A 20,429-nucleotide genomic window follows, 5' to 3' on the forward strand; every position below is an offset into this window, starting at 1 on the left:
TGTGACGGGGCGTCAGGGCGCTTGTCAGTGCCCGGCGTTACGCTCTCCCCACTGACGGCCGGTGGACGGGGGCAGCACCGCGATGGACCTGATCGACGCTTCGGAGCCGACGAATCCGGCTGACTCGGCGGACCCGACCGACCCGGGGGGCGCCGCGGCGCACGGCAGCGCACTGGTCGAGCGGGCGCTCGCCGCCGTCCGGGCGGACCCGTCCCGTCCGGTGCTGCCGCACGACCGGTTCGCCGGCCCGTGGGTCGACGGCCCGCTGCGCCCGCGCCCCGAGCTCGAAGCCTTCCCGAGCGGACACCCGCTGCCGCCCAGCCTGCGCAGCTGGCTGGCGTACGACAGCGGGATGCTGGAGCGCCACGGCTGGTTCGACGCCGGTGGCGGGCTCGCGCCGCGCACCCTGGGCGAGATCGCCACCGAGGAGTACGGCGAGGGCTGGGGTTCGTGCTTCGAGCCGTTCTCCGCGCTGTTCGGCGAGTGCTTCCTGCTGCCCGGCGGTTCCGATTCGCGCCGGGTCCTCTCGGTCGGTCCGGGCGGCGAGCGGGACGGGCTGGGCGAGTACCCGGTGTTCGCGCTCGACGTGGACGACCTGCCGTACGCGGTGCTGATGCACCCGGGCTTCGACGTCTACCTCGCCGAGACGGCCGGCGTCCTGCCGTCCGGCGACCGCCCGGGCTACGACTCGCTCAAGCACGACCCCCGGTACGCGCGCCGGATGGCGGCGCACGCCCGGGGGCGGCTCGGGGGCGAGTACGACCTGCTCTGCCTGCCGTAACGGACCGAAGCCCCGACGCCCTTGCCGGGCCTACCGGTTGGCGGGCGGGTCGACGGCGAACAGCTGCTCCTCGACGTGGTCGAGGGCGATCCGCAGCGCGCCCATCGCGACCACCTCGGAGCCGAGCGCGGCGATCGCCACCTCGGGGGAGCGCAGCGTGTAGCGGGCGAGCTGTTCGCGCAGCGGTTCCAGGACGCCGTCCAGGCCGGCCGCCCAGCCGCCGACCACGACGAGTTCGGGGTCGAGGGCGAGGACGAGCGCGGTGACGTCGTGGACGAGCCGGCTCAGGAAGCGGTCCATGGCGATCTGGGCGACCTGGTCGCCCTCCCGGGCGAGCCGCAGCACCCGGGCCACGGCGGCCTCGTCCAGCGGGTCGAGCGGCTTGCCGGTGGTGGACAGCAGCCGTTCGGGGGTGGCCTGTTGGCCGAGCAGGTGGAGCGCGCCGATCTCGCCGGCGGCGCCGCCGTGGCCGCGGTGCAGGCGGCCGCCGATCAGCGAGCCGGCGCCGGGGCTGAGCCCGGCCATCACGAAGACCACGTCGCCCTTGCCGACGGCCGCGCCCTTCCAGTGCTCGGCGATGGCGGCCAGGTTGGCGTCGTTCTCGATCACCACGGGGCAGCGGAAGGAGCGGCGCAGCCGGGCGCCGAGGTCGAGGCCGGTCCAGCCGGGCATCGCGGTGCCGAGCCGGACGGTGCCGTCCCGGTCGACGATGCCGGGGGTGCCGACGACGACCTCCCACAGGCTGTCGCGGGAGACGCCGGCCTTGCGCAGCACCTCGGCGACGGTGGTGCGGACCAGGGTGAGGCGCTCCTCGGCCTCCACCGACTCGTCCACCGGCTTGGCGTGGCTGGCCAGGATCTCGCCGGCCAGGTCGGCGAGCACCACCCGCAGGTCGTGGACGCCGATCTCGATGCCCAGCACGTGCCCGGCCTCGGCGCGGAAGCGGAACCAGCGGGCCGGGCGGCCGCGTTGGCGCCCGGCCTCCTGGCCGTGCTCGACCTCGGCGACCAGCCCGGACTCCAGCAGTCCCTCGATCACGCCCTCGACGGTCGGCCGGGACAGGCCGGTGTCGCCGACGAGCTGGGTGAGCGTGACGGCCTGCCCGTCGCGCAAGGACCGCAGGGTGACCGCCGCGTTGATCCGCCGCAGCAGTGAGGAGTCCCCTCCGGTGAGCCGGTCCGTCAAATCGGTGCCCTTCCGCTTCGCGCGACTGCCCGGCGCGCGGTGCCGTGGAGCGCGGTTTCGCCCCTCCCGCCGTGGTCGGGCAGGAGCGGGCCCGCGCGGAGCCGCCGCCCGCGGGCTGGCACTGTGGGGTGCCACGACCGGGGCGTCTGCCCGGATCGTACTCGCGCGGCCCGCGGCGGGGCGAGCGTTTCCGCAGCTCATAACGGCTTCGGTATCGAAACGGTACGTCGCCCGTGATCACGTGGTGACCCGGTGCGGGCCGCGCCGCGGTACGGGGCGTCCGCCCGCTGCCCCTACCCTTGGGCGGCATGGGGAACAACACGGCCGCCGTGCGTCAGAGCGCGTCCGCCGACACCGAGTTCGTCCGGGCCCACACCTCACCGGAGCCGGTGCCGTTCGTGCCGGAGGTCCGGCTGCGGACGGCGCGGGACGCGATCGCGCTGTGGGAGACCACCGAGCGGGCCCGCGGACTGCAGGGGCTGCCGCCGCCGTTCTGGGCGTTCCCGTGGGCGGGCGGGGTGGCGGTGGCCCGGTACGTGCTGGACCACCGCGAACTGGTGGCGGGCCGCCGGGTGCTGGACCTGGCGGCGGGCTCCGGCCTGGTGGCCGTCGCGGCGGCGCTGAGCGGGGCGGCCGCGGTGCGGGCGGTCGAGATCGACGCGTACGCGGTGGCCTCGATCGAGGTGAACGCGGAGCTGAACGGCGTCGCGGTGACCGGCGAGCTGGCCGACGTGCTGGACGGCGACGGCGCGCCGGACGAGGTGGTGCTGGCGGGGGACGTGTTCTACGAGCGGGCGATGGCGGCCCGCTTCCTGCCGTTCCTGGAGCGGGCCGCGGCCCGGGGCGCGACCGTGGTGGTCGGCGACCCCGGGCGGGCCTACCTGCCGCGCGGGCGCTTCACCGCGCTCGCCGAGTACACCGTCCCGGTCGCCGCCGACCTGGAGGACGCGGCCGAGAAGGCCACCACGGTGTGGACGCTGCGCGGCTGACACGGCGTCAGGTCTCGGTCGGCCGGGGCGCCGGCGTGCTGACCGACGCCGACGGCGGGGCGGTCGGCGGGACCAGGCAGGTCGGACCGGTCCAGGTCGGGGAGGACGAGGACGGTGCGGGCGTCGTACCGAACGTCGGGCCCGGCGGGGGCGAGTAGGACGAGGACGGTGCGGGCGTCGTACCGAACGTCGGGCCGGGGGGCGGCGAGTACGACCCGGCCGGCAGGAGCAGGGTCGGCGTGATCGAGGGCGGCGCGTGGGTGGGGACGGGGGTGCCGCTGGGGCTGGAACCGGGGCTCCAGGTCGGGGTCGGCGGGCTGGGCGGCGACGAGCTGGGCGTCGTCCCGGTCATGTCCGGGCAGGCCGGCAGGCCGGTGCTGCTGTCGTACAGCGAGACCCGCCGCACCTGGTAGGGGCCCTGCCCGTACCAGCCGTGGAAGTACACGGTGAGCGTGCGGGTGGTCCCGCCGGTGCGGACCACGGTGTGCAGCCCGGTCCGCTCCGGCCCGTTCGCCCACAGGTAGGTGGTCTCGGCCTCGCCGCCGGTGACGCCGACGAAGGCGTACGCGCCGGAGACGTCCGCGGTCAGGTCGTAGCTGGTGTACGGCTTGACCGTCACCTGCTGGGTGCAGCCGGCGTAGTCGTACCCGCCGGGGCGGCCCTCGACGCCCTGGCCCTGGTCGAGCCGCCGGACGTCGCCCTCGCAGGTCCAGTTGTCGGGCAGTGGCCGGGCGAACGAGCCGTCCCGGACGGTCTCCTGGGCGGCCTGGGCGCTGCCCGGGCCGAACAGGACGAAACCGCCGGTGGCGGTCAGCAGGGCGGCCGTGGCGAGGGTGCCGAGCGGGAGCCGCTCGCGCTGGCGACGGGGTGGGGATGCACGCATGCCGGAACTCCGGGTGGGGGAGGTGAACGGGGCAGCGGTGCGAGGGAGTGAGCTCACCATGCGGGATGCCGCGGGCGCGAGTCAAGGGCCGGCAAAGGCCGCTTCCGGCCCGCTCCCGCGGGTGTGCGGGCCGGAAGGTGACGAACGGTCAGGTCAGAGGGTCAGTACTGGTCGGGGCACGGGTCGACGGTGTTGAAGGTCGGGTTCGGCGTCTCCGGGTACGGCCCGACGGTGTCGTTGGCGGTGCTGCCGGGGCTGGCCGTGTTGGTGCGGGTGGACGGCGGGGCGCTGGGCGGCAGCGTCGACGGCGAACCGCCCGGGGACCTGGGGGCGCACCAGGTCGGCAGGACGCCCGGCCCGACCATGCTGACCCGCTTGACCTGGTAGGGCGTCTGCCCGTACCAGCCGTGCAGGCGCACCAGCAGCGAGGTGGCGTCGGGCCCGGTGGTGACGGTGACGGTGAGGAGGTTCCAGTCCGGATCGTTCGACCAGCTCTGCACGGTCTCGCCGGGCCCGCCGCCCTCGGTGCCGAGGAAGACGTACGGGCCGCGGACGTCCGCGCTCAGCGTGTACGTCGAGTTCGGCAGCACGGCCACCCGCTGGGTGCACCAGGCGAGTTCGTCGGCGGCCGGGCTGCCCTCCAGCCAGTACCCCCGGTACTGGTTGTAGGACCGCAGCACGTTCTGCTGGCAGAGCCAGCCCGTCGGGGTGCCGGTGTACTCCAGGGGCGCGGTGAAGGTGCCGTTGCCGAGCACCTCGATCCGCGGCGGCTCGGTGGACGACGCCGGGCCGCCGAGGCCGAGGGTGGCCGTCGCGGCCAGGGCGACCGCGCCGATCGCGGCGGCCGCCGGCAGGCCGTCGCCCGCGCGGCGGGAGCGGGGCCGGTGTCGGCGGAGCAGGGGTGCACGCATGCCATCTCCAGGCTGGGGGAGGAGGACGGGAGCGGTGCGAGGGAGTGCGCCACACCCTGTCGGGCCGGGCCCGGGCCGTCAAGAGGGCCCGCCGCACGGGCTGCCGGCCGGACCGCCGGGTGGACGCGTCAGGGGCGGAGCGCGGGCGTAAACCCGTTGGCAGCACGCTGAGCTGGGGTGATAGGAACGGTGGCATGAGCGAGTACGAACTGCGGGCCGCGCGCCCCGAGGACATCGACGCGGTGCTGGCCTTCTGGGCCGAGGCCGCCGAAGGCACCAGCATCAGCGACGACCGGGCGGGCGTGGCCCGGCTGCTGGAGCGGGACGGGGCGGCGCTGATCCTGGCCGAGCGGGAGGGCGCCCTCCTCGGCACCGTCATCGCGGGCTGGGACGGCTGGCGCTGCCACCTCTACCGCCTCGCGGTCCACCCCGCCGCCCGCCGCCGCGGCATCGGCACCGCCCTGCTCGACGCCGCCCACGCCCGCTTCACCGAGGCCGGCGGCCGCCGGGCCGACGCGATGGTGCTGGAGCACAACGAGCTCGGCCGGTCCGCCTGGCAGGCCGCCGGCTACGGCCGCGAGGACCAGTGGCGCCGCTGGACCAAGCCGCTGGACGCCCCCGCCCCGTGACGTCCGCTCCGTGGCGTCCGCGCCCTGACGTCCGCCCGTTGCCGCGCCGGCCGGAGGCGGTCAGGCGGTCAGGTGGTCAGGCGGTCTTGAGGGTGCCGCCGTCGATGACGTGGTCGGCGCCGTGGATGTTGGCGGCCCGGTCGGAGAGCAGGAAGACGACCAGGTCGGCGACCTCCTCGGGGGTGGTGAGGCGGCCGGAGGCGCTCCCGGCCTGGGCGGGGAGGTTGGCCAGCAGGGCCTCGTGCGGGATGCCGAGGGAGGCGGCGACCCGGCCGCCGTAGCCCGCGGGGTGGGTCCACAGGTCGGTGGCGGTGGGGCCGGGGGAGACGGTGTTGACGCGGACGCCGCGCGGGGCGAGCTCCTCGCTGAGGCGCTTGCCGTACTGGGTGAGCGCGGCCTTGGCCTCGGCGTAGCCGACCGGGGAGCCAGCCGGGGTGCGGCCGTTGATGGAGGAGACGTTGACGATCGCCCCGCCGCGCTCCAGCAGGCTCGGCAGCGCGGCCCGGGTGGTGCGCACCGCGCTGAACAGGTTGAGCTCCAGCATCGCCGCCCACTGCTCGTCGGGGACGTCCAGCACGCTGCCCAGCACCAGTCGGTCGGCGTCGCCCCCGCCGACGTTGTTGACCAGCAGGTCGATGCCGCCGACCGCGTCGAGGGCCTGCCGGACGGCGTCCGCGGCGCCCTGCGGGGTGCCCAGGTCGGCGACGGCGACGGCGGCCGCGACCTCGGTCAGTTCGGGGGTGGCGGTACGGGTGGCCCCGACCACCTGGACGCCCTCGGCGGCGAGGGCGCGGGCGACGGCCAGGCCGATGCCCCGTCCGGCGCCGGTGACCAGGGCGGTGCGTCCGTCGAGTCCGAGCTTCATGGTGGTCCTCTTTCCTGGGGCCGTGGAGCGCGCGGGGTGCGCGGGGTGCGCGGGGGAATTTTCTTGAACTGGAGGTCAAATATTCGGGCGTGCGAGACCCCTCCCGGAGGAGGGGTGGAGGGCGGGTCAGAGCGGGGCGACGGCCGTGTCGATCGCGGCGTGCAGGGTCTCCCGGTCGAAGGTCCGGGCCGCGACCCGCAGGCCGGCGACCGTCACCATCAGGAAGTGGGCCTGCGCGGCCGCGTCCACCGAGGCGGGCACGTCCCCGGCCAGCTTGCCGCGCTCGATCCGGGCGGCCAGCAGGTCGGCGCTGCGCTCCACCGAGCGGCGCACCGCGGCGGTGGCCTCAGGGTCGCGCCCGCCGAGCTCCAGCGCGGTGTTGACGGCCAGGCAGCCGCGCCGCACCGGGGCGTCGAGGTCCGCGTCGACCAGCGTCCGCAGGTAGGCGCGGATGCACTCCTTCGCGGTGCCGGGCCCGGCGAGGAACTCCTCGGTGAACTCGGCGCCGGCCCGGTCGTAGCGGCTCAGCGCCCGCCCGAACAGCTCCCGCTTGGAGCCGAAGGCGTGGTAGAGGCTGCCCTTGCCGATCCCGGCGGCCTCCGCCAGCTCGGCGGGCGAGGAGCCGGCGTAGCCCTTGGTCCAGAACACCTCCATCGCCTGCGCGACGGCGGCCTCCTCGTCGAACTGCTTCGGCCTTCCCATGCGTCTGACGGTACGCCATATTTGACCGGGAGGTCAACAACCTTGCGGCTGCCGACCTCCCGGCCCCGCCCCCGCCCCGGCTACTCGAAGGCCGCCGCCGCCTCCCGCAGCGCCCGCACCACCGTCTCCGGGTCGTACGGCGCCGCCGGGCCCGGCAGGTAGGTCACCGAGCGCAGCGCCCCGGTGTAGCGGAACGAGCGGTGGCGCTCCCACACCGGCCAGGACACCGGCGACTTGCGGTCCACGCCGACGCTGATGCCCTGGAACGGGGCCATCCCGATCAGCTGGTGCACCGGGCCGAGCGCACCCGCCACCACCCCGTCCACCCGCACCTCGAACGTCCACTTCAGCTCGGCCACCGCCGTCGCCTCCAGCGCCACCAGGTGCGCCCCGGGCGGCAGTTCGCCCGCGTCGGCCTCGAACAGCTCGCCGTACTGGTTGTACGCCAGCCGCAGCCGCCCGTCCTCCACGTACAGGCTGTAGCCGCCGCCCTGGTCGCCGTGCGAGACCAGCACGCCCTGGTCGGCGGCGCCGTGGTGGTCGAGCGCGACCTCGGCCGTGAACGAGCGGAACGCCACCAGCCGGGAGGAGCGGTAGCGCTCCAGCTCCGGCGTCCCGGCCAGCAGGGTGACCGGGCGGCGCAGCGCCTCCTCCTCCGGGTTGCGCAGCACGAAGCCGCCGGAGGCGTCGGCCAGCGGGAAGACCCCGTCGCGCCAGGCCGCGTCCTCCCACGCCTGGGCCAACTCCTTGACCAGCTCCGGGTGCTGAGCCGCCAGGTCGTGGATCTCGGTCGGGTCGGTGCGCAGGTCGTGGAGCGCCCACTCGCCGTCGTCGTAGGGCGCGCCCGGCCGGTGCAGGGTGACCAGCTTCCAGCCGTCCCGGTAGTACGAGCGGTTGCCGGTCATCTCGCAGTACTGCTCGCGGTGGGTGGAGGGCGCGTCGGCGGCCCGCAGCACGGACGCGAACGACACCCCGTCCAGCTCCTGCACCGGACGGCCGCCGCGCTCCAGCGGCCTTCGCACGCCCGCGAGTTCGAGCAGCGTCGGCAGCAGGTCGGTGACGTACTGGTACTGTCCGCGCACCCCGTCGTCGCCGGCCGCGCGCGGCAGCCCGGCCGGCCAGGACAGCACGAACGGCACCCGCACGCCGCCCGCGTGGGTCTGGCCCTTGTACAGCCGGAACGGCGTGTTGGAGGCCATGCCCCAGCCGCGCGGGTAGTGCACCAGCGACTGCGGGCCGCCGATCAGGTCGATCTCCCGCTGCACGTCCGGGTTCCAGTCGGCGGGCAGGTTCGGGTGGTGGACGAAGCGGCTGAAGTAGCTGCGGGTGCCCTCCGCGCCGCCCTCGCCGGTGCCGCCGTTGTCGGAGGTGAACACCACGATGGTGTTGTCGAGTTCGCCGAGCTGCTCCAGGACGGCGGTCAGCCGGCCCAGGTTCCGGTCGACGTTGTCGACCATCGCGGCGTACACCTCCATGTAGCGGGCGTACAACTTGCGCTGCACCTCGTCGAGTTCGTCCCACGCCCCGACCTCGTACCCGGCCTCGCCGTTGCGCTCCGGCAGTTCGGTGCCGGGCGGGAAGTGCCCGGCCGCCAGCTGCCGGGCGAAGCGCCGCTCGCGCAGCTCGTCCCAGCCGCCGTCGTAGCGGCCCCGGTGCCGCTCCAGGTCCTCCGGCTTGGCCTGCAGCGGGCCGTGCACCGCGTTGTGCGCCAGGTAGAGGAAGAACGGCTTGTCCGCGTCGTGCGCCCGCAGCGACTTCACCATGCCGATCGCCCGGTCGGTGATGTCGTCGGTGTAGTAGTAGCCGTCCGGGAACTCGTCGATGTCCAACGGCGAGTTGTCGCACACCAGTTGGTGCGGGTGGAACAGGCTGGTCAGCCCCTCCAGCACCCCGTAGTACTGGTCGAAGCCCTTCTGCAGCGGCCAGTTGGCCCGGCTGTCGGCCGCCGAGGAGGCCGAGTCCCGGGTCAGGTGCCACTTGCCGACCGCGTACGTCGCGTACCCGGCGTCGTGCAGGGTCTGCGCCAGGGTCGGGATGTCGTCCGCGATCTCCATCCCGTAGCCGGGGAAGCCCGGGTCCGCGTTGGCCACGAACGAGTACCCCACCCGGTGCGGGTTCAGACCGGTCAGCAGCGCCGCCCGGGCCGGTGAACACAGCGGCATGGTGTGGTAGTTGGCGAGCTTCACGCCCCGCTCGGCCAGCGCGTCCAGCACCGGCGTCGGCACCTCCGAGCCGAACGGCCCGATGTCGCTGTAGCCCAGGTCGTCGACCAGCACCACCACCACGTTCGGCGCCCCTTCGCGCGGGCGCACCCGGCGCGGCCAGGACGGCACCGACTCGCCGAACGTCCGCCCCACCCGCCCGGGGAAGCCCTGGTACGGATCGCGGCGCCGGCCGGCGCCCTCGGTCGGCTCAGTTGGCTCGGTCGGCTCGGTCCGTTCGGTCACAGCAGGCTCCCGGCGGTAGGGGTGGGAAGGGACGGGACGGCCGCCAACAGTTCGGCCGTGTAAGGGTGTTCGGGAGCGGTGATGACCCGGTCGGCCGGGCCGCTCTCCACGATCCGGCCCCGGTGCAGCACCGCGATCCGGTGGCTGACCTGCCGCACCACCGCCAGGTCGTGCGCGATGAACAGCACCGCCAGGCCCAACTCCCGCTGCAACCGGGCCAGCAGGTCGATCACCTGGGCCTGGATCGACACGTCCAGCGCCGACACCGGCTCGTCGCAGACCAGCACGCTCGGCTCCGGCGCCAGCGCCCGGGCGATGCCGATCCGCTGCCGCTGGCCGCCGGAGAACTCGCGCGGCGAACGGGCCGCCGCCGACGCCTCCAGGCCCACCTGCTCCAGCAGTTCGGCCACCCGGGCCTGCCGCTGCGCCCGGTCGCCGATCCGGTGCGCGATCAGCGGCTCGGCGATGATCCGGCCCACCGTCAGCCGGGGGTTCAGCGAGGCGTACGGGTCCTGGAAGACCATCTGGACCTCCCGCCGGGCCCGCCGGCCGTCCAGCGGCCGGCCGGCGAAGCTGACGCTGCCCGCGTCGGGCGCGTGCCCGCCCACCAGGGCCCGGGCCAGCGTCGACTTGCCCGAACCCGACTCGCCGACCAGGCCCAGCGTCTCGCCCGGGTGCAACTCCAGGTCGACGTCCGCCAGTGCGACCGTCCGCCGCCGGCGCGGCCCGTAGCCCTTCGCCAACCCGCGCACCACCAGCAGCGGTTCGGCCCCCGGGGTGCTGTTCGCGGCCGCCCGGGACGGGGCGTCCAGCCGGGGCACCGCCGCCAGCAGGGACTTGGTGTAGGCGTGCCGGGGATCGGTCAACAGCCGTTCGGTGCCGCCCTGTTCGACCACCTCGCCGTCGCGCATCACCAGCAGCCGGGAGCAGGTCTCGGCGATCACGCCCAGGTCGTGGCTGATCACCACCAGCGCGGTGCCGCGCTCCCGGTTGATCCGGGCCAGCAGCCGCAGGATCTGCCGCTGCACGGTCGGGTCCAGCGCGGTGGTCGGCTCGTCCGCGACCAGCACCTCGGCGTCGTGCGCCAGCGCCAGCGCGATCATGATCCGCTGGCGCTGGCCGCCGGAGAACTGGTGCGGGAAGTCGTCCAGCCGGGTGGCGGCCTTCGGCACGCCCACCAGCTCCAGCAACTCCGCCGCCCGCAGCGAGCGTTCGGCCTTCGTCCGGCGCTCGCCGTGCGCCCGCAGCGCCTCGTCCAGCTGGCGGCCCACCGAGAGCACCGGGTTCAGCGAGGACATCGGGTCCTGGAAGACCATCGCGATCCGCCTGCCGCGCACCGCCCGCAGCGCCTCCTCCGGCAGCCCGGCCAGGTCCTGCCCGCCCAGCTCCACCGAGCCGCCGGTGATCCGGCCCCCGGCGGGCAGCATCCGCAGCAGCGCCAGCGCCGTCGTCGACTTGCCCGACCCGGACTCGCCGACGATCCCCAGGCTCTCCCCGGCTCCCAGCGCGAACTCCACCCCGCGCACCGCGACCCGTTCGCCGAAGGCCACGTGCAGGTCGCGCACCCGCAGCAACTCGGCGGTGGGGGAGGGGAGTCGGTCCACCAGCGGGGGACGGTCGATCAGTTCGGTCATCGGGCGGCCCTCCGGCTCGGGACTCTGCTGGGGTCGGGTTCCCGCGCTCATCCGCGCGCTCCCCGGTTCAGGGCCTCGGCCAGCAGGGTGAAGCCGAGGACGAGCGCGGTGGTGACGGCCAGCGGGGCGGCGGCCAGGACGGGGTTGGTGTCCAGGTAGGCGACCGAGCCGCTGATCAGGCTGCCCAGGGTGGGCTCCGGCGGGCGGACGCCCAGGCCCAGGAAGCTGAGCGCGCCCTCGATGAAGACGCCCACCGACAGCGCCACCGCGCCCTGCACGATCAGCGGGTCCACCGCGTTCGGCAGCACGTGCCGCAGCAGCACCCGGGCCCGGCTCGCGCCGCCCACCCGGGCGGCCAGCGCGTACTCGCGCTCCTGCTGCACCAGCACGCCCGCCCGCAACTGCCGCCCGAAGTAAGGGACTTCGGCCAGCGCGATGATGATCACCACCGGCCAGCGGCCCGGCCCGAGGATCGCCGTCACCGCCAGGCCGAGGATCAGCCCGGGGAAGGACAGCACCAGGTCGAACAGCCGCTGCACCACCAGGTCGGCGGCCCGCGAGGTGCCCGCCAGCAGGGCCAGCGCCGCACCGGCCAGCGCGCCCGCCGGCACGGCCGTCAGGATGATCGACAGGTCGGTGAGGATCCCGTGCAGGATCCGGCTGAGCAGGTCCCGCCCGATGTCGTCGGTGCCCAGCGGGTGCGCCCCGCTCGGGGTGGCCAGCGCCTGCGGGCCCTGCGCGTTCGGGTCGGCGTCGGTCAGCCAGGGCGCCAGCAGCCCGGCCAGCGCCACCGTGCCGACCAGCACCAGCCCGCTGACGCCCCGCCAGGTCAGCAGCCCGGCGACGTAGCGGTTGCGCGGGCGGGCCGCCTTGAGGAGAAGAGGAGAGGAGATCGTGGTCATCGTGTCGTCACTCCCACCGCACGCGCGGGTCGAGCCAGGAGTACAGCAGGTCGGTGAGCAGTTGCACGGCCACGTAGCCGACCACCACCAGCAGCAGCAGGTCCTGCACCACCGGGTAGTCGCGGCGCGACACGCCCTGCTCGATCAGCTGGCCGAGGCCCGGCCAGGCGAAGATCCGCTCCACCACCACCGCGCCCGCGATCAGCTGCCCGATCTGCAGGCCCAGCACGGTCACGGCGGGCGGCAGCGCGTTCGGCAGCGCGTGCCGCCACAGGATCCGGCGCCGCGACACCCCCAGCGCCGTCGCGGTGCGCACGTAGTCCTCGCCGAGCGCCCGCTCCAGCCCGTCCTGCAGGTAGCGGGCCAGGATCGCCGCGCTCGGCAGCGCCAGGCACAGCGCGGGCAGCGCCAGGTACTGCACCGCCAGGTCCGGCGCGTCGAACAGCGAGGCGTGCCCGCCGGCCGGCAGCAGGCCCAGGCCCACCGCGAACACCAGCACCAGCACCACCCCGGTGACGAACGGCGGCACCGCCAGCGCCCCCGTGGTCAGCGCCCGCAGCACCCCCGCCAGGCCCCGCCGCCGCGCCGACACCGCGTACAGCGCGGTCGGCACCGCCAGCAGCACCACCAGCAGCAGGGCGGCGACGGTGAGCTGGAAGGTCGCGGCCAGGCCGTCCCCGATCAGCTCGGACACCTGCCCGCCGATCGCGTAGCTCGGCCCCAGGTCACCGCTGAGCACCTGCCCCAGCCAGTGCAGGTACTGCTCGGCCAGCGGCGCGTCCAGCCCCAGCCGGGCCCGGATCGCCGCGACGGTGGCCGGCGAGGCGTCCGGCCCGGCCAGCGTGGTCGCCGGATCGCCCGGGATCAGCCGCAGCATCAGGAACACCGTGAACGAGGCGGCCACCAGCACCGCCAGCGCGCTCGGCAGCCGTTTGAACAGGAAGGTCCGCACGGCTCAGCCCGCCAGGTACGCGTCGTCGAGGTTCAGGTACGAGTACTTGTTGAGCGTCACCCCGCGCACCTGCGCGCCCGCGACCTCCACCAGCCCGGCGATCGCCAGGTCCACGATGAACTGCTCGTCCAGCAGGATGTCCGTCACCTGCTGGTACAGCGCCTTCGCCTCCGCGCTGTCCGGGTCCGAGCGGTTCCACGCCTTCTGTACCGCGTCGGTGTACGCCGGGGAGGAGAACTTCGAGGTGTTCTTCGCCTCGTTGAACGGGTACGCGCTGACCGCCAGCGTCGCCGGGTGCGCCTGCGAGAAGCTGTGGCTGAGCGTCCACAGCGCCGGCATGGACTGGGATATCAGCTGCTTCTGCATGGTCGGCGAGTCCACCGGCTGCAGCTGCACCTCGATGCCGACCTGCTTCAGGTCGTACTGCAGGATCTGCGCGACCGCCGTCGACCCGGCGTCCGACTGGTGCGCCAGCGGCAGCGACAGCGAGGTCACCCCCGCCTCCGCCAGCAGCGCCTTCGCCTTCTCCGGGTCGTGGTGGTAGCGCTTCGCGTCCTCCTCCCGGTAGGCCGGCGAGGACTTCGGCCACGGCACCGAGGACACCGTCGCGTACCCGCCCAGCGCCTGCTGCACCAGCCGGTCCCGGTCGATCGCCCAGGCGATCGCCTGCCGCACCCGCTTGTCCTGCACCTCGGGGAAGGACAGGTTCGCGCCGATGTAGAACGCGCCCGCGCCGGTGTCGTACTGGGTGATCCGGAACCGCTTGTCGTCCTTCAGCGTCGCCACGTCCTTGCCGCGCACCGCGTACGTCAGCTGGGTCTGCCCGGTCTTCACCGAGGACAGCAGCGTCTCCGCCTGCGGGATCACCTTGATCTCCACCCCGTCCAGGTACGGGCGGCCCGGGTTCCAGTACTTCTCGTTGCGGGCGAAGCTCAGCGAGGAGCCCGGCTTGCGGTCGGTGAAGGTGAACGGGCCGGTGCCGATCAGCTTGGTGCCCGCCACCGCGTCCTCGACGGTCGCCGAATCCGGGATGATCATGAACTCGAAGAGGTCGAACAGGTTGGACACCGGGTGCGCCAGCACCAGCGTCAGCTCGAAGTCGCCGTTCTTCCGGAAGTCCGTCACGGTCAGCGCCGTCGACCTCAACTGCGCCGACCGCACCGGGTTCTGCAGGTTCTTGATCGCGAACACCACGTCGTCCGCGGTGAACTTCCGCCCGCTGTGGAACGTCACGTCGTCCCGCAGCTTCAGCGTCACGCCCAGCCCGTCCGCCGCCACCTCCCAGCTCTTCGCCAACTCCGGCTGCGGGCGCAGCTGCTCGTCGTAGCGGGTCAGCGTGTTGAACACCAGCCGCTGCAGCAGCGAGTTGGCGCTCTGCGCGAACAGCAGGGCCGGCGTGAAGTCCACCCCGACGCCCACCGTCAGCACCCCGCCCCGGCGCGGCGAGGCCGCGTCGCCCGACGCCGCCGCGTCCGTCCCCGCCGCGGAGTCCGCCGCCGAACGGCAGGCCGACAGCGCCAGCAGACCGGCACCCGCCAGGGCGCCGCGCAGCAGCGCCCGGCGCGAGATCGCGGAGAGGGGGAGCGGGCCACCGGAGCCGGCGGAGAACGCGTTCATGGTCAACAGTCCTTCAGGAGAAGCGAGTTCGGATGATTGGGAAGAATGCGCGGGGGCAGGGAGGCCCGGGTGTCACAGGTTCAGCAGCGGACGGGCGTACAGCTCGCCCAGCACCGGCGCACAGGCCGCCACCGCCAGCGCATCCGCGCCGAAGCGCTGCGCCACCAGCAGGTCGGCGTCCCGGTGCAGGTGCGAGCGGAGCGCGAACTCCTCGCGCACCACGTCCAGGTAGACCGGGTCGGCCACCGCGAAGGTCTCGGTCAGCACCAGCAGGTCCGGATTGACCACGTCGGCGAGCAGGGCCAGCGCCCCGCCCACCACCCGGGCCCGCTCGCGCACCAGCGCGTCGGCCCGGGCGTCGCCGGACCGGACGGCCGCCAGCAGCAGCCCCCGGTCCGGCCGGGCGATCACGCCCTGCGCCACGGCCGCCTCGAACAGCGTGTCGTCCGAGGCCGCCACCGACAGGCAGCCGTTGCGGCCGCAGTGACATCGCGCCGTGCTGCCCGGCACCGGCAGGTGCCCGCCGTCACCGGTCACCGACGGCGGCCCCTGGTGCACCGTCCCGGCCACCGAGATGGACGCGTCCACCACGTGGCCCACGAACAGCTGCACCATCGACCGCCGGGCCGCCGGATCACCGAACAGCACCTCCGCCGCCGCCAGCGCCCGGGCGTGGTTGTCCACCCGCACCGGCAGCCCCGTCGCCCGCTCCAGCAGCGCCCGCAACGGCACCTCGTGCCAGCCCAGCGGCTCGTGCCGGACGGTCACCCCGCGCTCGGGATCCACCGCCCCGCCGGTCACCGCACCCAGCCCCAGCACCCGCCGCCCGGCCGTGGCCGGCGCGGCCGCGGCCGCCGCCAGCAGCCGCGGCAGCCGGGCCAGCAGCGCCTTCAGCACCGCCGACCCGCGCCGCCCGCCGTTGGGCAGCTCCTGCCGGAACAGCACCCGGCCGCGCAGGTCCAGCAGCGCGAAGGTGCTGAACGGCAGGCCCACGTGCAGCCCCGCCACCGCGAGGCGCTCCGCGTCCACCTCCAGCGGCAGCTGCGGACGGCCCCGCACCCCCGGCGCGGCGACCGCCAACTCCGGCCGCTCCGCCAGCAGTTCGAGCCGCAGCAGATCCACCACCTGACGGGAGACCGCCGCCGCGCTCAGCCCCGTCAACCGGGCCACCGCACTGCGCGCCACCGGCCCGTGGTCCAGCACCGCCCGCAGCACGGTGGCCGCGTTCGCCTCCCGCCGGTCGTCCCCGGGCCGGGACGCGGGGCGCGGCGCGGCGTGCCCCGCGGGGCGCGCCACCGGACGCGTCGCGGAGTGCGGCGCGGGGCCGGCCGGGATGCCGCGGACGGTGCTGGTCACGGATTCGACTCCTCTGCTGTGCCGGGTGGTTGCGTCGTCGATCGACCGGTCAGGAGACCGGGCCGGCCAGCGCCTCGGCCTCCAGCTCGACGGCCGGGACCAGGCCCGCCACCCGCGGCGGGTCGGCCGGCTCCAGCAGCCGGCTCGGCCGCCCGTCCACGCCCACCGGCAGGTCGCCGTCCAGGGTGATCCGGCGCACCAGGCGCGGCTCGTCGCCGTAGTCGTTCACCGCGTAGTGCTGGGTGGCCCGGTTGTCCCAGATCGCCACGTCGCCGACCTGCCAGTCCCAGCGCACGCTGTTCTCCAGCCGCTCCACGTACCGCTGGAACAGCTCGATCAGGGCCCGGCTGTCCTTGCCCGACACCCCGACGATCTTCTGCGCGAACGAGCCCAGCAGCAGGTGCTTCTCGCCCGTCACCGGGTGCACCCGCACCAGCGGGTGCTCGGTCTTGAACGCCGTGGAGACGAACACCTGCCGGAACAGCTTCGCCACCTCGGCGTTGTCCGCCAGCTCCGGCGCCAGCGCCAGGTTCGCCGCGTAGTCGTAGTCGTTGGTGTGCACCGCCCGCAGGCTCTCCGCGAGCGCCTTCAGCGGCGCCGGCAGGTCCTGGTACGCGGCCGCGGTGTTCGCCCACACCGTGCTGCCGCCCGCCGGCGGCAGCTCCAGCGCCCGCAGGATCGACGCCTTCGGGTACGAGGGCACGAACGTCACGTCGGTGTGCCAGTTGTTCGCCCGGACGCCCTTGGTGGCGTCCAGCTCGAAGATGTACCGGCCGTCCGCGCTGGGCACCGTCGGGTGGAACACCGGCTGCCCCAACAGCCGTGCGAACGCCTCGTGTTCGGCGTCGTCCAGGTGCGCCTGACCGCGGAAGAACAGCACCTTGTGCTCGTACAGCGCGGCCTCCAGCGCCGCCACCGTCTCGGCCGGCAGGTCGCCGCCCAGCTTGACGTCGTGGACGACCGCGCCGATCCGGCCCGCCGCCGGGGTCAGCCGCAGCGCGGTGGGAGCGGGAGTGGACGTGGAAACGGACATGGTGGAACTCCTTCGGGGAGAGGGGAACGGCGACGGCGGCACGGGTGCCGCCACGACAGCCGGACACCGCACGGCGACCGGGCAGCCCACAGGGCGCACCGCCGTGACGGACGGAGAAGGGAGAGGGGAGAGGAGGAAGGGCGCGCCGACTACGCGCAGCAGCGCCGACAACAGCCGCGCGGACGCAGACCCACCGGGGCCGGGCACGACGGACAACAGACGACAACGACGGTACGCATCGGCCCTCCTTCCGGCTCGCTGCGAGTGGGCTCGGCGCTCATCGTGCTCGGCCCGAACGCCCGCTGTCAATCGTCATATCCCCAGTTGGGAGCGGGTGTTGCGGAGTATTGCGACATGTTGCGGCCCGGTGACGACCCCGCGACGAACCCCCGTAGCCCCTTGTCGCCGCCGCCGGCCCCGGGCAAAACTTTCGGAGCGGAAACAACCCCGCCACCCCCCTGTCCGCCCCCCGCGCACCCCCTGCGCCCCCGCCCGGCGCCCCCCGCGCCGGGGGCGTCCTACTGGCCGAGCAGGTGGGCGAAGTCGTTGCCCAGGCCGCCCAGCACCGGGAGCGCGCCCAGGTCGGTGATCGCGCCGACGGGGATGCTGTAGCCCTGGTTGGGGACGGGCGCCGGGGCCTCCGCCGCGGCGGCGGCCGCCCCGGCGGGGGCGAGCAGGGCGGCGGCGAGGGCGAGGGTGGTGAGGGCGGTGCGCACGGGGTGAGGTCCTCGGGGGTCGGGGGGTGTGGCTGACGCCGGTTCAACGCGGGGGTGGCGCGGCCGGTGACGCGGGGTCGTCCGTTCGGCGCAGCCGGCGGGGCCGGCGGCGCAGCGGGCAGTGCGGCCGGCGGCGGGGCTGGGGGTGCGGCCGGCGGCGCGGTTCGGGAAAGCAACGGCCCCGCCCGGCGGGTGGCCGGACGGGGCAGGGTGGGGCAGGACGGGGCAGGACGGGGTGCGTCAGACGGTCGGGACGGCCGACAGGCCGGCCAGGGCGGCGAGGATGCGGGCGAAGGCGTCCGCGGTCTCGGCCGGGCGGTGGGTGGCGGGGCGGTCCGCGCAGAGGAAGCCGTGCGGGACGCCCGCGTAGGTGACCAGGTCGTGGCCGACGCCCGCGGTGGTGAGCCGCTCGGTGATCCGCTCCCACTGCTCGGGCGGGACGATGTGGTCCTCGGCGCCGACCAGGCCGAGGACGGTGGTGCCGTGGGCGGCGAGCGCGGCCGCGCCCCGCTCGGTGAGCGGCGGGTGGTCGTCGGCGAGCGGGGTACCGCCCTCCAGGGTCCAGGTGGGGTAGCAGGCGGCGACCACGTCCAGCGGGAGGCGGGTGCCGGCCAGCAGGCCCAGGTGGCCGCCGACCGAGAAGCCGACGAAGGCCCGGCCGGGGCCGCCGCCCAGCGAGGCGCCGAGGGCCAGGGCCGCCGCGGTGTCGGCGGTGACCTGCTCCGCGGTCAGGGAGCCCAGCAGCTCGAAGCCCTCCACCCGGCCGGTGTCGTCGTAGGGCAGCTCGACCCGCTCGGCCTCCCGGCCGTAGAAGTCCGGGGCGACGGCGGCGTACCCGGCGGCGGCCAGCCGCTCGCACACCCCGCGCACCCAGGACGTGACCCCGAAGAGTTCCTGGCCGACCACCACGGTGGCCACCGGCGCGCCGTCCGCGGGCGCGGCCAGGAAGAGTTCGGGGCCGCCCTCCGCGGGGCGCACCCAACGGGTCGTCACATCAGCGGTGTTCATCGTGCGTTGATCCCCCTCGTGCGGCCCGGCACCCGGTCGGGCCCGGTGGAGCCACGTTACCCGGCGGGGCGGTAGGTGGTGACGGTGCCGCCGTGGCTGAAAGTGAGGGTCTCCACCGGGGGAACGGGCGCGGGCGCAGCGGCCCGGCGAACGCGGGAGGCCGCCGCCCGCCACCACCGGGTACCGCTTGAGCACCAACTCGTCTATTTCGGCGAGCAGTTGAGCGGCCAGGATGTCGCCGCCGCACAGCCGGAGGTCGCCGCCGTCGGGCTGCCGCTTCAGTACCCGCACCAGCCCGAGCGGGTCGGAGCGCACCCGGCGCACGGCCGGGTCGTCCACGCCGGGGGCCCGCACGGCCCCCGCGACGCGGCCCGGGTCACCGCGCTCGTGCACCGCCGCGAACGCCACCCCCGGGAACGGCGGCACCGCGAACTGACGGGCGACGGCAGCGAAGGCGCCCGTCCCGTTCGGAACCGGCCCTACCCCCCGGGCCGGGAGGGCAGGTCGGCGGGCGGGTCCCCCGCCGGTCCGGGCGCGCCGCGCTCCTCCGGCCGGACGGGGCGCTCCGCGGCGGCGCGGCGCAGTTCCGCCGTGAACTGCGCGCCCGCCAGCAGCGCCAGGTTGGAGAGCCAGAGCCAGATCAGGAACACCACCGTCCCCGCCAGCGAACCGTACAGGTGGCTGTACGTGCCCAGGACGCTGGTGTACAGCGCGAAACCCGCCGAGAAGACCAGCCAGAGCGCCGCCGCCAGCGTGCCGCCCGGCAGACTGCCCCACCGCCGCCAGGCCGCCTCGGGGCCGGTCCGGAAGACGATCAGCACCAGCGCCGCCGCCACCACCAGCAGCACCGGCCAGCGGACCACCGACCAGACCAGCGGAGCCGTCCCGCCCAGGTGCAGCACCCGGCCCGCCCCCTCCGCGACCGGGCCGCTCAGGATCAGTGCCAGGGCGCTCACCGCGAGCAGCACCAGCAGCACCGCCGCGGTCACCACGATCCGCGGGGCCCGGCCCAACGGGGAACGCCGGTCGCTGGTGCCGTGCATCCGGTGCAGCGCCCGCCGGAACACCGCCAGGTAGCTGCAGCACGACCACAGCGCGCTACCGGCGCCCGCCACCAGCAGCGTCCACCCGGCCGAACCGCCCCCCAGCGCCTGGGACAGCGCCCCGCCCACCTCCGCGCCGGCCTGACCGGGCACCAGGGCCGCCAGCCGTACCGCCGCCTCCCGGGCCGCCGCCGGACTGATCAGCGCGAAGCCCACCACCGTGGCCAGCAGCGCCGGAAGGATCGCCAGGACGGCGTAGTACGTCAGCGCCGCCGCGAAGTCGGTGATGTCGTCGTTCCACATCCGCAACGGCGTGCGCCGCAACGCCCGCCACCAACGTCTGTCCCCGTCCGGCGACCGAGCCACCGCAGACCCCCACCCACCGAAAGCCGAACGCGCCGTACCGGTCGCCCGGACCGGATGCCCGCCCCGCCCGGCGCGAAACCGCCCGGCGCGAACCGACCGGCGGCGAACCGACCGGCGTGGCCGAGGAACTCGAACGCAAAGCACCGGATCCCTATCACAGCAGGGGCGATGCCGATGCCGCCCTTCGCCAGTACGAGGCGTTTGGCTTGGCGCTGAACCTCTTTCTGGACGCCGCTCGTAGGGACCTTGCATATCACCCCCGATGCTGGCGATTCTGGCGCCGGTATTCCGAGCGGCGCTTCCAGCGGCAGGCGGAGCCAACTGCACACATAAGCGAAGCCAACTGAGCTTGGGCAGGACGTCCAGTGATCCGGCCGGGCGGCGGGGGCATTCATCGTCCTACGGCCGAT

Annotated in this window: 18 protein-coding genes; 3 read left to right on the forward strand and 15 right to left on the reverse strand. The window is 74.8% G+C overall.

The window, feature by feature from the left end; translation table 11 throughout:
• Window positions 1-61 precede the first annotated feature (61 nt).
• Entirely contained in the window at window positions 62-781 is a 720-nt protein-coding gene (locus ABD345_RS07475; RefSeq protein WP_344551065.1) for a hypothetical protein, read from the forward strand.
• Between the two features lie 30 nt (window positions 782-811).
• On the opposite strand, the gene ABD345_RS07480 is transcribed toward ABD345_RS07475, so the two are convergent.
• Window positions 812-1,966: an ROK family protein gene (locus ABD345_RS07480; protein WP_344551066.1), complete on the reverse strand. Its 1,155-nt coding sequence runs from the start codon at window positions 1,964-1,966 to the stop codon at window positions 812-814.
• A 308-nt stretch (window positions 1,967-2,274) separates the two neighbouring features.
• Here ABD345_RS07480 and ABD345_RS07485 point away from each other — a divergent pair, with 308 nt between their 5' ends.
• The gene (locus tag ABD345_RS07485) at window positions 2,275-2,955 is read left to right on the forward strand and encodes a class I SAM-dependent methyltransferase (RefSeq protein ID WP_344551067.1); all 681 of its coding nucleotides are present in this window, start codon (window positions 2,275-2,277) and stop codon (window positions 2,953-2,955) included.
• Window positions 2,956-2,962: 7 nt separating this feature from the next.
• Here the strand turns inward: ABD345_RS07485 and ABD345_RS07490 are convergent, their stop codons facing one another.
• Window positions 2,963-3,838 (reverse strand): hypothetical protein, encoded by an 876-nt coding sequence (locus ABD345_RS07490; protein WP_344551068.1) that lies wholly within the window; start codon window positions 3,836-3,838, stop codon window positions 2,963-2,965.
• Between the two features lie 161 nt (window positions 3,839-3,999).
• On the reverse strand, window positions 4,000-4,749 hold the full coding sequence (locus ABD345_RS07495) for a hypothetical protein (protein ID WP_344551070.1): 750 nt from the start codon (window positions 4,747-4,749) through the stop codon (window positions 4,000-4,002).
• A 194-nt stretch (window positions 4,750-4,943) separates the two neighbouring features.
• Between ABD345_RS07495 and ABD345_RS07500 the strand changes: the two genes are divergently transcribed.
• A complete protein-coding gene (locus tag ABD345_RS07500; protein WP_344551072.1) occupies window positions 4,944-5,378 on the forward strand; it encodes a GNAT family N-acetyltransferase in 435 nt (144 codons plus the stop codon).
• A 76-nt stretch (window positions 5,379-5,454) separates the two neighbouring features.
• Here the strand turns inward: ABD345_RS07500 and ABD345_RS07505 are convergent, their stop codons facing one another.
• The 12 genes from ABD345_RS07505 to ABD345_RS07560 form a co-directional block, all read right to left on the reverse strand.
• Complete coding sequence (locus tag ABD345_RS07505; protein ID WP_344551073.1) at window positions 5,455-6,243, reverse strand: SDR family oxidoreductase; 789 nt, start codon at window positions 6,241-6,243, stop codon at window positions 5,455-5,457.
• A gap of 126 nt (window positions 6,244-6,369) precedes the next feature.
• Window positions 6,370-6,945 carry a TetR/AcrR family transcriptional regulator gene (locus tag ABD345_RS07510; RefSeq protein WP_344551074.1) on the reverse strand — a complete coding sequence of 192 codons (576 nt, stop codon included), beginning with the start codon at window positions 6,943-6,945 and terminating at the stop codon, window positions 6,370-6,372.
• An 80-nt stretch (window positions 6,946-7,025) separates the two neighbouring features.
• Window positions 7,026-9,392 (reverse strand): arylsulfatase, encoded by a 2,367-nt coding sequence (locus ABD345_RS07515; RefSeq protein WP_344551075.1) that lies wholly within the window; start codon window positions 9,390-9,392, stop codon window positions 7,026-7,028.
• Entirely contained in the window at window positions 9,389-11,026 is a 1,638-nt protein-coding gene (locus tag ABD345_RS07520) for an ABC transporter ATP-binding protein (protein ID WP_344551076.1), read from the reverse strand. The genes ABD345_RS07515 and ABD345_RS07520 overlap by 4 nt, the downstream gene beginning before the upstream one ends.
• A 47-nt stretch (window positions 11,027-11,073) precedes the next feature.
• Window positions 11,074-11,928 (reverse strand): ABC transporter permease, encoded by an 855-nt coding sequence (locus tag ABD345_RS07525; protein ID WP_344551077.1) that lies wholly within the window; start codon window positions 11,926-11,928, stop codon window positions 11,074-11,076.
• Between the two features lie 7 nt (window positions 11,929-11,935).
• Window positions 11,936-12,880: an ABC transporter permease gene (locus tag ABD345_RS07530; RefSeq protein ID WP_344551078.1), complete on the reverse strand. Its 945-nt coding sequence runs from the start codon at window positions 12,878-12,880 to the stop codon at window positions 11,936-11,938.
• A 3-nt stretch (window positions 12,881-12,883) separates the two neighbouring features.
• Window positions 12,884-14,497, reverse strand: coding sequence for an ABC transporter substrate-binding protein (locus ABD345_RS07535; RefSeq protein WP_344551079.1), 1,614 nt, complete (start codon window positions 14,495-14,497; stop codon window positions 12,884-12,886).
• A 72-nt stretch (window positions 14,498-14,569) separates the two neighbouring features.
• Complete coding sequence (locus ABD345_RS07540) at window positions 14,570-15,853, reverse strand: ROK family protein (RefSeq protein ID WP_344551080.1); 1,284 nt, start codon at window positions 15,851-15,853, stop codon at window positions 14,570-14,572.
• Between the two features lie 49 nt (window positions 15,854-15,902).
• Window positions 15,903-16,886 (reverse strand): TauD/TfdA dioxygenase family protein, encoded by a 984-nt coding sequence (locus ABD345_RS07545; protein ID WP_344551081.1) that lies wholly within the window; start codon window positions 16,884-16,886, stop codon window positions 15,903-15,905.
• A gap of 518 nt (window positions 16,887-17,404) precedes the next feature.
• Window positions 17,405-17,602: a hypothetical protein gene (locus ABD345_RS07550; RefSeq protein ID WP_344551082.1), complete on the reverse strand. Its 198-nt coding sequence runs from the start codon at window positions 17,600-17,602 to the stop codon at window positions 17,405-17,407.
• Window positions 17,603-17,842: 240 nt separating this feature from the next.
• Window positions 17,843-18,610, reverse strand: a complete 768-nt coding sequence (locus tag ABD345_RS07555; RefSeq protein WP_344551083.1) for a dienelactone hydrolase family protein — start codon at window positions 18,608-18,610, stop codon at window positions 17,843-17,845.
• Window positions 18,611-19,089: 479 nt separating this feature from the next.
• Entirely contained in the window at window positions 19,090-19,956 is an 867-nt protein-coding gene (locus ABD345_RS07560; RefSeq protein WP_425556779.1) for a YihY/virulence factor BrkB family protein, read from the reverse strand.
• Between the last annotated feature and the right edge of the window lie 473 nt (window positions 19,957-20,429).

The sequence above is a fragment of the Kitasatospora saccharophila genome (genome assembly GCF_039529925.1).
GTDB classification, from domain to species: Bacteria; Actinomycetota; Actinomycetes; order Streptomycetales; family Streptomycetaceae; genus Kitasatospora; species Kitasatospora saccharophila.

Bases quoted from the DNA above. Each gene is read 5' to 3' on its own strand.
- ABD345_RS07555 (WP_344551083.1), bottom strand. From the start codon at position 18,610: ATGAACACCGCTGATGTGACGACCCGTTGGGTGCGCCCCGCGGAGGGC.
- ABD345_RS07495 (WP_344551070.1), bottom strand. From the start codon at position 4,749: ATGCGTGCACCCCTGCTCCGCCGACACCGGCCCCGCTCCCGCCGCGCG.
- ABD345_RS07500 (WP_344551072.1), top strand. From the start codon at position 4,944: ATGAGCGAGTACGAACTGCGGGCCGCGCGCCCCGAGGACATCGACGCG.
- ABD345_RS07505 (WP_344551073.1), bottom strand. From the start codon at position 6,243: ATGAAGCTCGGACTCGACGGACGCACCGCCCTGGTCACCGGCGCCGGA.
- ABD345_RS07520 (WP_344551076.1), bottom strand. From the start codon at position 11,026: ATGACCGAACTGATCGACCGTCCCCCGCTGGTGGACCGACTCCCCTCC.
- ABD345_RS07525 (WP_344551077.1), bottom strand. From the start codon at position 11,928: ATGACCACGATCTCCTCTCCTCTTCTCCTCAAGGCGGCCCGCCCGCGC.
- ABD345_RS07545 (WP_344551081.1), bottom strand. From the start codon at position 16,886: ATGTCCGTTTCCACGTCCACTCCCGCTCCCACCGCGCTGCGGCTGACC.
- ABD345_RS07510 (WP_344551074.1), bottom strand. From the start codon at position 6,945: ATGGGAAGGCCGAAGCAGTTCGACGAGGAGGCCGCCGTCGCGCAGGCG.
- ABD345_RS07535 (WP_344551079.1), bottom strand. From the start codon at position 14,497: ATGAACGCGTTCTCCGCCGGCTCCGGTGGCCCGCTCCCCCTCTCCGCG.
- ABD345_RS07490 (WP_344551068.1), bottom strand. From the start codon at position 3,838: ATGCGTGCATCCCCACCCCGTCGCCAGCGCGAGCGGCTCCCGCTCGGC.
- ABD345_RS07485 (WP_344551067.1), top strand. From the start codon at position 2,275: ATGGGGAACAACACGGCCGCCGTGCGTCAGAGCGCGTCCGCCGACACC.
- ABD345_RS07560 (WP_425556779.1), bottom strand. From the start codon at position 19,956: ATGTGGAACGACGACATCACCGACTTCGCGGCGGCGCTGACGTACTAC.